This is a genomic window from Fuscovulum ytuae, assembly GCF_029953595.1.
GTDB classification, from domain to species: domain Bacteria; phylum Pseudomonadota; class Alphaproteobacteria; order Rhodobacterales; family Rhodobacteraceae; genus Paragemmobacter; species Paragemmobacter ytuae.
On the sequence record NZ_CP124535.1, the window covers coordinates 3,176,806 to 3,190,526 of the forward strand.

A 13,721-nucleotide genomic window follows, 5' to 3' on the forward strand; every position below is an offset into this window, starting at 1 on the left:
GTCCTAAGGGGGGCGTTCCTGAGGCGTGGCGCGCGGGGTTTGCCGTGCAGGTGAGTATTTGGGCCAAGGTGAAAGGGCAGGGTTCCGTCTGCCCCTTCCGGCCGGGGTAGGGTGGGGTTGCACCCCACCCGTTGCATCAGTCGCGCAGGAGTTCGTTGATCGAGGTCTTGGAGCGGGTTTGGGCGTCGACCTTTTTCACGATCACGGCGCAGTAGAGGTTGATGCCGTTTTTCGAGGGCATGGAGCCTGCGACGACGACGGAGCCTGCGGGCACCTCGCCATACATCACGGCGCCGGTTTCGCGATCGACGATCTTGGTCGATTTGCCGATGAAGACGCCCATGCCGAGGACGGAGCCTTCGCGCACGATACAGCCTTCGACAACCTCGGAGCGGGCGCCGATGAAGCAATTGTCCTCGATGATCGTTGGGCCGGCCTGCATGGGTTCGAGGACGCCGCCGATGCCGACACCACCCGAGAGGTGGACATTCTTGCCGATCTGGGCGCAGGAGCCGACGGTGGCCCAGGTGTCGACCATGGTGCCTTCATCGACATAGGCACCGAGGTTGACGAAAGAGGGCATCAGCACCACGCCCTTGGCAATATGGGCCGAGCGGCGCACGACGCAGTTGGGGACGGCGCGGAAGCCTGCTGCTTTCCACTGGTCGGGGCCCCAGCCGTGGAATTTGCTGTCGACCTTGTCCCACCAGCCGCCGCCCTGCGGGCCGCCTGCGTGATGTTCCATATCCTTGATGCGGAAGCCCAGAAGGACGGCCTTCTTGGCCCATTGGTTGACGTGCCACTGCCCGTCGGCCTGCCGTTCGGCCACGCGCAGGGTGCCGCTGTCGAGGGCGTTGAGCGTGGCCTCGATGGCATCGCGCGCCTCGCCCTTGGTGGCGGGGGTGATGGTGTCGCGGGCATCCCACGCGGTTTCGATGGCGGCTTCGAGCGCGGCGTAGGTCATGGCCTTCCCCCCTTTTGATTGGTCTGATCAGGTGCGACCCTATAGAGAGGCCGAAAGGCCCGTGCAACAAGAGGAACGGCATGACACCCAAGGAGGATGGACGCAGCCACCCTTTCCGCGACAGCAGCGAGGATGCGGCGGCGGCGGAGCGGTTGCCGGATACGGCGCAGACGCAGGCACCGGCCTATCGGCTGGCCTTTACCGACACGGATTTCCTGATGCGCGAGGAGTTGCGACCGGTGCGGTTGCAGTTGGAACTGCTGAAGCCGCAGATGGTGCTGGACGAGCGGGGCATCCGGTCCACCGTGGTGGTGATGGGGTCGGCGCGGGTCAGGCCGGATGGCACGGGGCCTGCGGGCGGGCTGGCGCGGTGGTATGAGGAGGCGCGGAAGCTTTCCTTCCTTATCACGGAGGAGAGCCTGAAGAGTTACGGGCGCGAGTTGGTGGTCGTCACCGGGGGCGGGCCGGGGATCATGGAGGCGGGGAACCTTGGCGCGGCGGAGGCGGGGGGGCAGTCGATCGGGTTGAACATCGTGCTGCCGCATGAGCAGGCGCCAAATGCCCATGTCACGCCAGATCTGTGTTTCAACTTCCACTATTTCGCGATCCGCAAGATGCATTTCCTGATGCGGGCGCGGGCGGTCTGCATCTTTCCGGGCGGGTTTGGCACGCTGGATGAGATGTTCGAGGCGCTGACCTTGATCCAGACGGGGCGGATGAAGCCGGTGCCGTTTTTGCTGTTTGGCCGGGCGTTCTGGGAGGGGGTCGTGAATTGGCAGGCGCTGGCGGATCAGGGGCTGATCAACGCGGATGATCTGAAGCTGTTCCGGTTCGTGGAGACGGCGGAAGAGGCGGTGGAGATGATACTGGGGGGCGCGTGAGGGTTTGGCGCTGGCATCGTTCGGGATGTTCTGAAACGGACGGTAAGTATCCTGTTTGACGGTTTCTGATCTGGCCTGAGGGGCGGGGGGGACTCGTCTTGCGCGTAAGTGTTCCTATAATGTTCTTATCGGAACATCTGCGAATCCCTGCTGCCCATGGCTTTCGTCGAATTGTCGGCCCTGTCGAATTTCACCTTTCTTCTTGGGGCGTCGCATCCCGAGGAGGTGATGGAGCGTGCCGCCGCCATGGGGATGGCGGGGGTGGCGGTGGCGGATGTGAATTCCGTGGCGGGGATCGTGCGCGCCCATGCGCGGGTGCGGGAACTGGAACGGCTGGCGGCGGAGGAGGGGCGGGACTGGCCGGGGACGCGGCTTATCCCGGCGGCGCGGATCGTGCTGCGGGATGGGTTCACGGTGACCTGTCTGCCGGAAGGTCGGGCAGGGTGGGGGCGGTTATGCCGTCTGATTTCGCTGGGTCGGTTGCGGGTGGCGAAGGGGGAGTGTGACCTTTCGCTGGACGATCTGCTGGCGTGGGGGACGGGGATGGTGCTGCTGATCCATCCGCCTCAGCGGGGGCAGATGGAGGCGTGGCGGGGCGCGGTGGCGCGGCTGATCGGGGCCTTTGGCGGGGCGTGCCATCTGCTGATGGCGCCGCGCTATGACGGGCAGGATCGGGCACGGTTCGCGCGCTTGGCGCGGCTGGCGGAGGGGGTGGGGGTGACGCCCGTGGCGAGCGCCTTGCCGATCATGCATCACGGGTCGCGGCGGCGGATGGCGGATGTGCTGACGGCGATCCGGCTGGGGGTTCGGGTGGATGCGCTGGGCCGCCGCGCGCTGCCCCATGCCGAGCAGCGGCTGCGGTCGGAGGCCGAGATGCTGCGGCTGTTTTCTGGCCACGAGGATGCGGTGCATCGGTCGGGGGAGGTGGCGGCGGGCTTGGCGTTTTCGCTGGATGAGTTGCGGTATGAATACCCGTCGGAGGTGACGGGGGGCGAGACGGCGGCGGAACGTCTGGCGCGGCTGGCTTGGGCGGGGCTGGATTGGCGATACCCAGATGGCCCCCCCGATCGGGTGCGGGCGCAGATGGCGCATGAATTGGCGCTGATCGGGAAGCTGCGGTACGAGCCCTATTTCCTGACGGTGCATGATATCGTCGATTTCGCCAAGGCGCGGGGGATCCTGTGCCAAGGGCGGGGGTCGGCGGCGAATTCGGTGGTCTGTTACGCCTTGGGCGTGACGAGTGTCAGCCCGGAGATCGGGACGATGGTCTTTGAGCGGTTCGTTTCCGAGGCGCGGAATGAGCCGCCCGATATCGACGTGGATTTCGAACATGAGCGGCGCGAGGAGGTGATCCAGCATATCTATGCGCGCTATGGGCGGCATCGGGCGGGACTCTGCGCGACGGTGATCCATTACCGTGGCAAGCGGGCTGTGCGCGAGGTAGGGCGCGCGATGGGGTTGAGCGAGGACACGCTGGCCGCGATGTCGAGCCAGATCTGGGGCTGGGGGGGACCGGGGCAGATCACGGAAACCCGGCTGCGTGAGATCGGGCTGGACCCCACGGATCGGCGGCTGGCGCTGACGCTGCAACTGATCGAGGAGATACAGGGGTTTCCCCGGCATTTAAGCCAGCATGTCGGCGGGTTCATCATCACCGAGGGGCGGCTGGATGAGTTGGTGCCCATCGAGAATGCGACGATGGAGGATCGGACCGTCATCTGCTGGGACAAGGATGATATCGACACGCTGGGGATATTGAAGGTGGATGTGCTGGCCTTGGGGATGTTGACCTGCATCCGCAAGGCGTTCGACCTGATGGAGCGGCATCACCAGTTGCGGCATACGCTGGCCAGCCTGCCCGCCGAGGACCCTGCGACCTATGAGATGCTGTGCCGGGCCGATAGCCTTGGCGTGTTTCAGGTGGAAAGCCGGGCGCAGATGAATTTCCTACCACGGATGCGGCCGCGGACGTTTTACGATCTGGTCATTCAGGTGGCGATCATCCGACCGGGGCCGATACAGGGGGATATGGTGCATCCCTTCCTGCGGCGGCGGAACGGGCAGGAGGTGGTGAGCTTTCCTTCGGATGAGTTGGGGCGCGTCTTGGGCAAGACGCTGGGCGTACCGCTGTTTCAGGAACAGGCGATGCAGATCGCCATCATCGGGGCGGGGTTCACGCCGACCGAGGCTGACCGTCTGCGGCGGTCGCTGGCCACCTTCAAGAAGCATGGAAATGTGAGCGAGTTCCGTGAGCGGTTCATGGCGGGGATGGCGGCGAATGGATATCAGGAGGAGTTTGCCGCGCGCTGTTTCGCGCAGATCGAGGGGTTTGGGAGTTACGGCTTCCCCGAAAGCCACGCCGCCAGTTTTGCCCTGTTGGTCTATGCCAGTGCATGGTTGAAGCGGCATCATCCGGGGATATTCGCCTGCGCGTTGCTGAACAGCCAGCCTATGGGGTTTTATGCGCCGGCCCAGATCGTGCGGGATGCGCGGGAACATGGGGTCACGGTGCGCCCGCCCTGCATCAATGCAAGCCATTGGGACAATGTGATGGAACCCGATGGGCGGGGCGGGTTGGCGCTGCGGCTGGGGTTCCGGCAGATCAAGGGGATGGTGGAGGAAGAGGCGCAGTGGATCGTCGCCGCGCGAGGCAATGGCTATGCCGTGGTGGAGGATGTCTGGCGGCGCGCGGGGGTGAGCGCGCGGATGCTGGCGCGTTTGGCCGAAGCGGATGCCTTTGCGGCGCTGGGCGTGACGCGGCGTGAGGCGCTATGGGCGGCGAAGGCCTTGGTGGAGGGCAGCCCCTTGCCGCTCTTTGCCGGGGATATCGATGGCGAGGGGATCGTGGAACCCGGCGTTAGCTTGCGCGAGATGACGATGGGCGAGCAGGTGGTGGAGGATTACGTGTCGCTCCGCCTGACGCTGCGGGCGCATCCTATGGCGTTGCTGCGGCCTTGGCTGACGCCAGAGGTGGCTTGATCGGGCGGGCCGTCGCGGGGCAGGCTTGGTCATGTCACGAGGGAGAGGCACATGACACCGGAGCGGCTGGCGATCGAGATGGGGCTGGATATCCCCGATTTTGACCGGATCGGGTATTACGGGGCGGATTATGGGACGATGAAGCCCTATCACCGGGTGGGGAACCTGTTGTTCCTGTCGGGTCATGTGGCGCAGGTGGGGGCGGAGATCACCCACAAGGGACGACTGGGGGCGGATCTGACGACAGCGCAGGGCTATGACGCGGCGCGGCGGACGGGGCTGAACGTGCTGGGCGGCATACGGCAGGCGGTCGGATCGCTGGACCGGGTGAAGGGCATCGTGCGGACGCTGAATTTCGTGGTCTGCACGCCGGATTATGAAGAGGTGCATAAGGTATCGTCGGGACTGTCGGACCTGTTTATCGAGGTGTTCGGGCGCGAGCGGGGACTTGGGGGCCGTGCGACCATCGGGGTGATGGCGCTTGCGGGCGGTGTGTGTTTCGAGACATGGGCCACGGTGGAAGTGGAGGATTGAGGGGGTGGACCTGCTGCGCGGCTTGCTGATCCCTTTTGCGCTGCTGTTTCTGGCGGGGGCGCTGGCGGCGGGCTGGTATGGCCGCAGCCTTGGCGCGGATGTCCGGCTGTTGCAGAGCGAGGGCGTTGAGGTCGAGGCCGAGATCGTGCGGAAATGGCGGCATGTGCCGACGCGCAGCGATGCCGATGGGACGGAGCGCGAGGGGATACCGACCTATTACCTTTATTTCCGCTTTGCCGATCCGGTGACGGGCGATGTTCTGGAGGATCGCAGCACCGTGTCGCGCGAGACATGGGAGGCCATGGCGGTGGGTGAGCGGCGCGTGGCGCTGGTGGCGCGGAGCGATCCTTCGGTGGTGGCGCTGTTCGGGACGGCGGGGTTGGACCGCGCGTCTGGGCAGCTTGACAGGCTGGCGACGTGGCTGGGGCTTTTCGCGCTGGCCTTTTTGGCCTTGGACTTCGCGCTTAGGCGGCGGCGTCAGTCATAGGCGAGCGCATCCATCTTGGCGGCAAGGCGGAGGTCGAGATCGGTCAACCCGCCCGTGTCATGGGTGGTGAGCGTCACGGTGACGGTCTTGTAGACATTGGACCAATCGGGATGGTGGTTCCACTTTTCCGCCCAGAAGGCGGCGCGGGTCATGAAGCCGAAAGCTTCGATGAAATTCGCGAAGGTGTAGACCTTGGCGATGGCGCGGCCGCCTTCGATGACCATCCAGCCTGATGCAATGAGCGGGGCGAGATCGCTGTCGGCGACGGGTTGATAGGGGGGACGGTCGATCATGGGCACCTCTGTCTGTCAGCGCAGCATGCACCCGCAGGGGGCGGCGTCAACGGCGGTGATCACGTCTCGGCGTCGATGCGCCGGAAGGGACCGTAGGCGGTGAGAACCTCGATCTCGTCATCCACGGCGCGGCGTTCGGCGCGCAGGTATTGCGCCACCGCGTCACGGAAGCCGGGATCGGCGATCCAGTGGAGGGAATGGACGGGGGTAGGAAGGTAGCCACGGGCAAGTTTGTGTTCGCCCTGTGCGCCCGCCTCGACACGTGCAAGGCCGTGGGTGATGGCCCAGTCGATGGCCTGATAGTAGCAGAGTTCGAAATGCAGGCAGGGGTGATCTTCGACACAGCCCCAATAGCGACCGTAAAGCGTATCTCGCCCGATGAAATTGAGCGCGCCTGCGACGGGGGTGCCGTCAGGACGTTCGGCCAGCACCAAGAGCATGTCGTTGCACATGGTTTCATGGGCGAGAGTGAAGAAGCGGCGGCTGAGGTAGGGGGTGCCCCATTTGCGCGCGCCGGTGTCTTGATAGAAAGCCCAGAAAGCATCCCAGTGATGTGATTGGATTTGATCGCCCGTCAGCGCCCGGACGGTGAGACCCGAGGCGTGGGCGGTTTCGCGTTCCTTGCGGATCATCTTGCGTTTGCGCGAGGACAGGTCGTTCAGGAAATCGTCGAATGTTGCGTAGCCCCGGTTTTCCCAGTGGAATTGCTGGGTGACGCGGTGGAGCAGGCCGTGGCGGGGGGCCAGCGTTTCGGCCTCTTCCCCCGTGCAAAAGGTAACGTGGAGCGAGGAGAGGCGGTTGGAGCGGGCTAGGTGGACCGCCGCCTCTACCAGATCGTCGCGGGCGTGGGGGGCGTCGGGCGCGGTGAGGAAGCGGCGTCCCGTGGCGGGGGTGAAGGGGACGGCGATCTGAAGTTTTGGGTAGTAGCGACCGCCCGCGCGTTCCAGCGCCTGCGCCCAGCCGTGATCGAAGATATATTCGCCCTGGCTGTGGGATTTCACATAAAGCGGCGTGGCCGCGAGGAGGCGGGTGTCGTCGCGCAGGATCAGGGGGCGGGGCGACCAGCCGGTGCCTGTGCCGGTGGAGTTAGAGGCATCCAGCGCGTTGAGGAAGCGATGGGTGGTGAAGGGGTCTTGCGGCCTTGTTCCATCTGCGGCCTCTGGGCAGGCGACGGCATCCCATTCGGCGGCGGGGATATCGGCGAGGCGGTCGAGGAGTTCGGTTCTGGTCATGCCGGCGCGTCGGTCTTTCTGGAAAGGCCGGGGGGCCATCCGGCCCCCCGGACCCCCCGGTGCTGTGTCTTGCAACGTCGGGTCAGGGCAGAGGTGGGGCAATGGGTGCCTTGGTCAAGCCGGAAGGGTGGTGTCGCTTGGGTTTGCTATCTGCCGTCCCTTTCGAAAACCTTGGAGCCGCAGCGCGTGGAGTGGCGGGTTTCTTTTGAGTATTTGGGCCAAGATGAAGAGAGGGGTCAGGCCGGATGGGGGGCCGGATATTGTTCGAAGGTGATGTTCTGCGCGATGCGGCGGGCGGAGGCTTCCTGTTCGGGGGATTTGATGGTCCAGCAAAGGATCGCCGCGCCTTTGGCGGCCAGTTCGGCAACGCGGGGGCGGGCGAGATCGGTATGTTCGTGGGAGATGAAGGTGGCCTCGACCCGGTCGTAGTCGGGGATGGGGCGGAGGCGGTCGCAGGTTTCAGGGGCGAGGGGGTGCCAATCTTCGGGATCATAGGCCGAGGTGGTCAGGCCGCGCGGCAGGTTGGGCGCAAGCGCCGCCATGCGGGCGATGCAATGGGGGTTGAAGGACATCACGGCGACGGGGCCTTGGTATCCGGCCAGAAGGGTGGCGGTGGCCGCTTCGAGGCGGCCATCGGTTTCGGCCATGCGGAGGGTCTGATCCTTTAGCTCGATCAAGAGGGGGGTGCGGCCTGCGATGAGGGATAAAACCTCGGCCAAGGTGGGGATGGTTTCATCGCCGCCCTTGAGCGGGATTTCGGCCAGCTGGTCAGCGGTAAGGTCGGAGAGCCAGCCTTCGCGCGGGGTGAGGCGTTCGAGGGTTTCATCGTGAAAGACCATCGGGACGCCATCGCGGGACAGTTGAAGGTCGATCTCGATCGCGTAGCCTGCTGCGATGGCGGCAGCGATGGCCGCGCGGCTGTTTTCGGGGCGCCCTTGCGTGACGTCGTGATAGGCCCGGTGAGCGATGGGTGTGGTCAGGAAAGCGGGGGGCAGGGGCGCGCGCATCGGGGTCACCAGGCGGTTTATCGGATTTCGAAGAGGCCTTCGATTTCCACCGCCACGCCCAAGGGCAGCGAGGCGGCGGAGACGGCGGAGCGGGCATGGCGGCCTGCGTCGCCAAGGGCTGCCACCAGAAAGTCGGAGGCGCCGTTGATGACCTTGGGCTGATCGGTGAATTCGGGGGTGGAGTTGACGAAGCCCACCAGTTTCACCACGCGGACAAGGCGCGAGAGATCGCCGCCGCAGGCCTTTTTCACTTGAGCCAGCAGCGAGATGGCGCAGGATTTCGCGGCCTCGGCCCCCTGTTCGATGGCGAGGTCGTCGCCCAAGCGGCCCTTGATGAGGCCGGAGGCGTTCTGGCTGATCTGGCCGGAGACGTGGACGAGGTTGCCCACCACGACGAAGGGGACGTAATTCGCGGCAGGCGCGGGCGCGTCGGGCAGGGTGACGCCGAGTTCGGCGAGGCGGGCTTCGATGGACATGGGAACCTCCGGTTGCTTGGCGCGGAGGCTAGCCTTCGGGGCGGGGCGGGGCAAGGGTGGGCAGGATCAGCTTTCGCGGAAGGCTTGCCGAAAATAGACCGCAAAGGGTTGGAAGAGATAAGCAAGCGGCGTGCGCGGGGTGGTGAGGAGATAGGCATCCACCGGCATGCCGGGCAGAAGAGCGCGGTCACCGAGGAGGGTGAGTTCGGCAGGCGTCAGCGTGATCTCGGCCCGGTAATAGGGGATGCCGCTATTGGCATCGGCCAGCGCATCGGCAGAGATCACCGAGAGGGTTCCGGTGAGTTCGGGTGCGTCGGCATGGGGGAAGGCGGGTAGCATGAGGCGGACCGGCTGGCCGGGATGCACCTCATCGATATGGAGGGGGGGGATGCGGGCGGCGATCACCAGCGGGCGGTCCTGCGGGACAAGGTAGAGGATGGGTTCGGCGGGCCGGATCACGGCGCGGGGGGTGGTGACGGTCAGGCCGAGGACGAGGCCCGAAACGGGGGCGCGTATTTCAAGCCGGGCGATGCGTTCGGCTAAGGTGGCGGCGCGTTCGCCTGCCTCACGTTCCAGCGGGGCGATGTCGCGCAGTTCGGAGAGCGCCTCTTCGCGGCGCAGGGCGGCGAGGCGGAGGATTTCAAGGTCGAACTCGGTGATGCGGCCTTCGGCCTGCGCGCGGGAGGAGGCGAGTTCGCCAAGCCGGCCTTGCAGCCCGGCTTCTTCGCGTTCGAGGGCGAGGACGCGGGCGGCTTGGGCGAGGCCTTTATCCAGCAGGTCCTGCTGGGTGGCGAGTTCGCGGCGGATGAGATCAAGCTGGCGGGTGAGGGCGGCGGTTTGCGCGTCGATCCCTTCGATTTGGGTGCCAAACTGGGCGCTGCGGCGGGCGAGTTGTTCCGTTTGACGGGCGAGCGTGTCGCGGCGGGCGAGGAAGAGGCGGGTCTGGCCTTCGATCAGGTCGGCGACCTGCGGGTCGGCTGGATCAAGATCGGCGGGGAAGGTGAGGGTCGGGGCATCGTCCCGTTCCGCCTCGAGCCGGGCGCGGCGGGTGCGGAGGTCGAGAAGCTGGGAGGTGACGATGCGGTATTCGGCGGTGACCGCGGTGCCGTCGAGGGTGAGGAGGAGGTCACCGGCGGCAACGGGTTGGCCTTCGCGGATGGCGACGCCGGACACGACGCCGCCATCGGGATGCTGGACCACCTGACGGTTCTGTGCCACCTCGACCTGACCGGGGGCGATGACGGCCCCGTCAAGGGTGGTGAAGGTGCCCCAGAGGCCAAGCGTGGCCAAAAGCGCGGCAAGGGCAGTGAGGCCGAGCAGCGCGGGGCGACGGGCCGAAAAGGGCGAAGGGGCTGTCATCTTAGGCTTCCGGGGGCGGTGGCGCGGGTGATTTCGGCGGCGTTCTGGATGCGGTCGCGCAGGATCTGATCACGCGGGCCATAGGCGGAGGGTTGGCCGTTTTCTAGGATCAGGAGCAGGTCGCATTCCTGAATGGCGGCGGGGCGATGGGCCATGACGAGGGCAGAGCCCCCCGCCGCCTTGTGCGCGCGCAGGGCAGCGTTGAGGGCATTCGATCCGTCATTGTCGAGTTGCGAATTCGGTTCATCAAGGATCAGAAGCGGCGGGTCGCCATAAAGCGCGCGGGCCAGCGCCACGCGCTGCATCTGACCACCGGATAGGCGGCCGCCGCTGGCATCGATGCGGGTGTCATAGCCATCGGGCAGGCGCAGGATCATGTCATGCGCGGCGGCTTTTTTTGCGGCGGCGATGACAGCGGCATCGTTGGGCGGGGCGAGGCGAGAGATGTTTTCGGCGATGGTTCCGTCAAAGAGGGTGACCCGCTGGGGCAGGTAGCCGATCCAGCGACCCAGCTGATCGGGGTCATATTGATCGAGCGTCGCGCCATCGAGGCGAAGGCTGCCTGTGGCGGCGGGCCAGAGGCCGATCAGGGCACGGGCGAGGGTGGATTTGCCCGCGCCGGAGGGGCCGATGACACCCAAAGCCTGACCGGGGTCTATGGCGAAAGAGATACCGCGCAGGATGGGCAAGGGTTGACCCGGCGGGCGGACGGCGAGTTGGGCGGCGACAAGCTGGCCCTTGGGGCGGGGCAGGTTGGTGCGCGGGGCAGGTGGCGGATTGCGGGCCAGAAGGTCGGCAAGGCGGTGGCGCGCCTCAGCCGCGCGCTGGACGGTGGACCAGTGACCCACGGCCTGTTCGACGGGTTGCAGGGCGCGGCCCATGAGGATGGAGGCCGCGATCATCGCGCCGGGGCTGAGTTCGCCCTTCAGCACGACCCATGCGGCAAGGCCGAGCATGGCCGATTGCAAGAAAAGCCGGAAGGTGCGCGAGGCGGTGGCATGGCCGCCCGCGATGTCGGAGGCGGCAAGACCTTCGACGAGGGCAAGGTTGCGGGTTCTTTGCCAACGGTCGAAGGCGGCCCCGGTCATGCCAAGGGCGCGGATCGTTTCGCCTTCGGTGACCATGCGGTCAGCACTGCGGTCGGCATGCAGGGCGGCGGCGGTGCTGCGTGCGATGGCGCGGCGGGTGGCAAGTTGGTTGAGGACGGCAAGGCCCACGACGATGACCCCGCCCGCGATGGCAAGCCAGCCGAGCAGCGGGTGAAAGAGGAAAATCGCGGCAAGGAAGACCGGGGTCCATGGCATGTCGATCAGGGCGGTGATCGCGGGCGAGGACCAGAATTGGCGGATGGCATCCAGATCGCGGGGGGCCGAGGCGGCGGGTGTATCATCGGGATCAAGGCTTGCGGCCGTCAGGGCGGCGGAGAAGACCCGACGGTCGAGGCCATCCTGCATCCGGGCGCCGATGCGGGCGAGAAGGCGGCTGCGGGCATGGTCAAACAGGCCCATCAGCAGAAAGAGGACGGTGATGAGGAGCGAAAGGGCAACAAGCGTTGCCTCGGATCGGCTGCCTAAGACGCGGTCATAGACCTGCAGCATGTAAAGCGGACTGGTCAGCATCAGGAGGCTGGCCGCTACGGAAAAGACGATGGCCAAGGCGAAGAGCCGGGGCTGGCGATGGGAGGCGAGTTCGGCGAGACCGGGATGCTGGGCGGCGCGGTTGGAAAGACGCGGCGCGGGCGTCGTTTGGGGCGGTTTCACGGGCAATCCTGACACGGGTTACACGGCCCGCAGCCCCGACAACCTGCATCGGACGGACCGACGCGAAGGCTAGCACGGGCAGAAGGGCGGTGACAATCGCGTGGGCGGGTCATCCGGGGGAATGAAATGCGCGTAATATGAATGAATGCCGTTTGATGCAGCGAAAACAGCGGGTTTCCGCGACACGTGATCGCGGAAAGGCCCGGTTGCGGTTGTCTTGGCAGGCGTCGCGGCATAGACGTTGGAAAAGGCTTTGGGTGCAAGTCCGGGCCGTGTGGGATTGGAAGAGGGCGATGAACAGGCGCGAGATGCGGATGGGAAAGAAGGGTCCGGCGGTTGCGGCGGCGGGTGTTGCGCTGCTTTTGTCGGCCTGTGGCCCGGCGCCCATCCCCTCCGGGATCGATGATCCGAATGAAGCGCAGAACCGTCAGGTCCATGAGTTCAATCGTGGGCTGGATCGTAACCTGCTGCGGCCGACGGCCACGACCTATAGCCGTATCCTGCCAGAACCCGTTGAAACGGGGATTTCGAATTTCGCGAGCAACCTTGATGCACCGGGCGATGTTGTGAACAACCTGTTGCAGTTGCGTCTGGGCAAAGCGGCGGAGAATACGCTGCGCTTTGCTATCAATTCGACCATCGGGATCGGCGGGTTGTTCGACCCGGCCACGGCGCTTGGCGTGATGGGGGATCGCACGGATTTCGGCGAGACGCTACATGTCTGGGGTGCGCCGGAAGGGGATTATGTGGAAGCGCCGTTTGTGGGGCCGACGACAAGCCGCGACATGGTGGGGCTGGTTGTGGATGTGGCGCTGAACCCCGTTCGGTTGGCGCTGCCCAATCCCGAGGCGGGCTATGCCACGGTGGCAAAGATTTCGTCCGGGCTGAGCAATCGCGCGCGTTTTACCAACACGGTCGATTCCATTCTGTATGAAAGCGCAGACAGCTATGCGCAGGCGCGCCTGCTGTATCTGCAGAACCGCCGGTTCGAACTGGGGCAGGATGCTGCTGGGGACGATGCCGGATTTGAAGACCCCTATGCCGATTTTGAGGATCCCTATGCGCAATGATCCTGCTTTTTCCCGGCTGTCGCGCCGGAGTTTCACCACCATCGCACTGGCGGCATCGGCTGCCTTTGCCTTGCCGCTGCCGGGGCAGGCCCTGACGGTAGAGCAGTCGCGTGATCTGATCGACCGGGCGGTGGCGGATGTGAACCGCATCATCGGGTCGGGCAAATCCGAAAGCGCTATGTTTGCGGATTTCGAGCGGGTCTTTGTGAAATATGCCGATGTGCCGGTGATCGCGCGGTCGGCGCTTGGCCCTGCCGCGCGGCAGGCGAGCGGGGGGCAGCTTTCGGCCTTCACCACGGCCTATCAGGGCTATATCAGCCGGAAATACGGTCGCCGCTTCCGCGAATTCATCGGCGGGCGCATCGAGGTTGTGGATGCGCGTCCGATCAAAAGCTATTTTGAGGTGATCTCGGTCGCCCATCTGCAGGGCGAGGCACCGTTCGACCTGCGCTGGCATGTTTCGGACAAGTCGGGGCGTAGCCTGTTTTTCAACATCATCATCGAAGGGGTTAACATGCTGGCCTCGGAGAGGACGGAGATCGGCGCCTTGTTGGACAAGAACCGGGGCAATATCGATGCGCTGGTGGCGGAGTTGAAGACGCTGTGATCCCCTGCGCAGGGCTGTAGGGCAAACCCGCCGGGGCCATCCGGCGGGTTTTTTCATTGCGGTGTCGGGAAA

At 65.5% G+C, this 13,721-nt stretch carries 13 protein-coding genes; 6 read left to right on the top strand and 7 right to left on the bottom strand.

All coding sequences use genetic code 11. From position 1 onward, the window contains the following. Positions 1 to 136 precede the first annotated feature (136 nt). Complete coding sequence (gene dapD / locus QF092_RS15295; RefSeq protein ID WP_281465144.1) at positions 137 to 964, bottom strand: 2,3,4,5-tetrahydropyridine-2,6-dicarboxylate N-succinyltransferase; 828 nt, start codon at positions 962 to 964, stop codon at positions 137 to 139. An 80-nt stretch (positions 965 to 1,044) separates the two neighbouring features. On the opposite strand from dapD, the gene QF092_RS15300 reads away from it, so the two are divergent. The 4 genes from QF092_RS15300 to QF092_RS15315 all read left to right on the top strand — a co-directional run bounded on the left by QF092_RS15300 (position 1,045) and on the right by QF092_RS15315 (position 5,845). Continuing rightward, positions 1,045 to 1,845 (top strand): LOG family protein, encoded by an 801-nt coding sequence (locus QF092_RS15300; RefSeq protein WP_281465145.1) that lies wholly within the window; start codon positions 1,045 to 1,047, stop codon positions 1,843 to 1,845. A gap of 156 nt (positions 1,846 to 2,001) precedes the next feature. Then, positions 2,002 to 4,824, top strand: a complete 2,823-nt coding sequence (locus QF092_RS15305) for an error-prone DNA polymerase (protein ID WP_281465147.1) — start codon at positions 2,002 to 2,004, stop codon at positions 4,822 to 4,824. A 51-nt stretch (positions 4,825 to 4,875) separates the two neighbouring features. Further along, positions 4,876 to 5,358, top strand: coding sequence for a RidA family protein (locus tag QF092_RS15310; RefSeq protein ID WP_281465150.1), 483 nt, complete (start codon positions 4,876 to 4,878; stop codon positions 5,356 to 5,358). Positions 5,359 to 5,362: 4 nt separating this feature from the next. Continuing rightward, positions 5,363 to 5,845, top strand: a complete 483-nt coding sequence (locus QF092_RS15315) for a DUF3592 domain-containing protein (RefSeq protein ID WP_281465152.1) — start codon at positions 5,363 to 5,365, stop codon at positions 5,843 to 5,845. Here QF092_RS15315 and QF092_RS15320 read toward each other — a convergent pair. The 6 genes from QF092_RS15320 to QF092_RS15345 all read right to left on the bottom strand — a co-directional run bounded on the left by QF092_RS15320 (position 5,836) and on the right by QF092_RS15345 (position 11,972). Then, positions 5,836 to 6,138 (bottom strand): 4a-hydroxytetrahydrobiopterin dehydratase, encoded by a 303-nt coding sequence (locus tag QF092_RS15320; protein ID WP_281465154.1) that lies wholly within the window; start codon positions 6,136 to 6,138, stop codon positions 5,836 to 5,838. The genes QF092_RS15315 and QF092_RS15320 overlap by 10 nt on opposite strands. A gap of 59 nt (positions 6,139 to 6,197) precedes the next feature. Continuing rightward, on the bottom strand, positions 6,198 to 7,370 hold the full coding sequence (locus QF092_RS15325; protein ID WP_281465156.1) for a GNAT family N-acetyltransferase: 1,173 nt from the start codon (positions 7,368 to 7,370) through the stop codon (positions 6,198 to 6,200). Positions 7,371 to 7,606: 236 nt separating this feature from the next. Next, positions 7,607 to 8,377 carry a glycerophosphodiester phosphodiesterase family protein gene (locus QF092_RS15330; protein ID WP_281470043.1) on the bottom strand — a complete coding sequence of 257 codons (771 nt, stop codon included), beginning with the start codon at positions 8,375 to 8,377 and terminating at the stop codon, positions 7,607 to 7,609. Positions 8,378 to 8,394: 17 nt separating this feature from the next. Next, entirely contained in the window at positions 8,395 to 8,853 is a 459-nt protein-coding gene (locus QF092_RS15335) for a RidA family protein (RefSeq protein WP_281465158.1), read from the bottom strand. 66 nt (positions 8,854 to 8,919) lie between these two features. Beyond that, positions 8,920 to 10,212 carry an HlyD family type I secretion periplasmic adaptor subunit gene (locus QF092_RS15340; protein WP_281465160.1) on the bottom strand — a complete coding sequence of 431 codons (1,293 nt, stop codon included), beginning with the start codon at positions 10,210 to 10,212 and terminating at the stop codon, positions 8,920 to 8,922. Continuing rightward, positions 10,209 to 11,972 carry a type I secretion system permease/ATPase gene (locus QF092_RS15345; protein ID WP_281465162.1) on the bottom strand — a complete coding sequence of 588 codons (1,764 nt, stop codon included), beginning with the start codon at positions 11,970 to 11,972 and terminating at the stop codon, positions 10,209 to 10,211. The genes QF092_RS15340 and QF092_RS15345 overlap by 4 nt, the downstream gene beginning before the upstream one ends. A gap of 314 nt (positions 11,973 to 12,286) precedes the next feature. Between QF092_RS15345 and QF092_RS15350 the strand changes: the two genes are divergently transcribed. Next, on the top strand, positions 12,287 to 13,042 hold the full coding sequence (locus QF092_RS15350; protein ID WP_281465164.1) for an MlaA family lipoprotein: 756 nt from the start codon (positions 12,287 to 12,289) through the stop codon (positions 13,040 to 13,042). Continuing rightward, complete coding sequence (locus tag QF092_RS15355) at positions 13,032 to 13,649, top strand: MlaC/ttg2D family ABC transporter substrate-binding protein (RefSeq protein ID WP_281465166.1); 618 nt, start codon at positions 13,032 to 13,034, stop codon at positions 13,647 to 13,649. Before QF092_RS15350 ends, QF092_RS15355 begins: the two co-directional genes overlap by 11 nt. Positions 13,650 to 13,721 lie beyond the last annotated feature (72 nt).

Excerpts from the sequence above, each read along its gene's own strand:
- dapD (WP_281465144.1), bottom strand. The coding sequence starts at position 964 with ATGACCTACGCCGCGCTCGAAGCCGCCATCGAAACCGCGTGGGATGCC.
- QF092_RS15300 (WP_281465145.1), top strand. The coding sequence starts at position 1,045 with ATGACACCCAAGGAGGATGGACGCAGCCACCCTTTCCGCGACAGCAGC.
- QF092_RS15305 (WP_281465147.1), top strand. The coding sequence starts at position 2,002 with ATGGCTTTCGTCGAATTGTCGGCCCTGTCGAATTTCACCTTTCTTCTT.
- QF092_RS15310 (WP_281465150.1), top strand. The coding sequence starts at position 4,876 with ATGACACCGGAGCGGCTGGCGATCGAGATGGGGCTGGATATCCCCGAT.
- QF092_RS15320 (WP_281465154.1), bottom strand. The coding sequence starts at position 6,138 with ATGATCGACCGTCCCCCCTATCAACCCGTCGCCGACAGCGATCTCGCC.
- QF092_RS15325 (WP_281465156.1), bottom strand. The coding sequence starts at position 7,370 with ATGACCAGAACCGAACTCCTCGACCGCCTCGCCGATATCCCCGCCGCC.
- QF092_RS15330 (WP_281470043.1), bottom strand. The coding sequence starts at position 8,377 with ATGCGCGCGCCCCTGCCCCCCGCTTTCCTGACCACACCCATCGCTCAC.
- QF092_RS15335 (WP_281465158.1), bottom strand. The coding sequence starts at position 8,853 with ATGTCCATCGAAGCCCGCCTCGCCGAACTCGGCGTCACCCTGCCCGAC.
- QF092_RS15340 (WP_281465160.1), bottom strand. The coding sequence starts at position 10,212 with ATGACAGCCCCTTCGCCCTTTTCGGCCCGTCGCCCCGCGCTGCTCGGC.
- QF092_RS15350 (WP_281465164.1), top strand. The coding sequence starts at position 12,287 with ATGGGAAAGAAGGGTCCGGCGGTTGCGGCGGCGGGTGTTGCGCTGCTT.
- QF092_RS15355 (WP_281465166.1), top strand. The coding sequence starts at position 13,032 with ATGCGCAATGATCCTGCTTTTTCCCGGCTGTCGCGCCGGAGTTTCACC.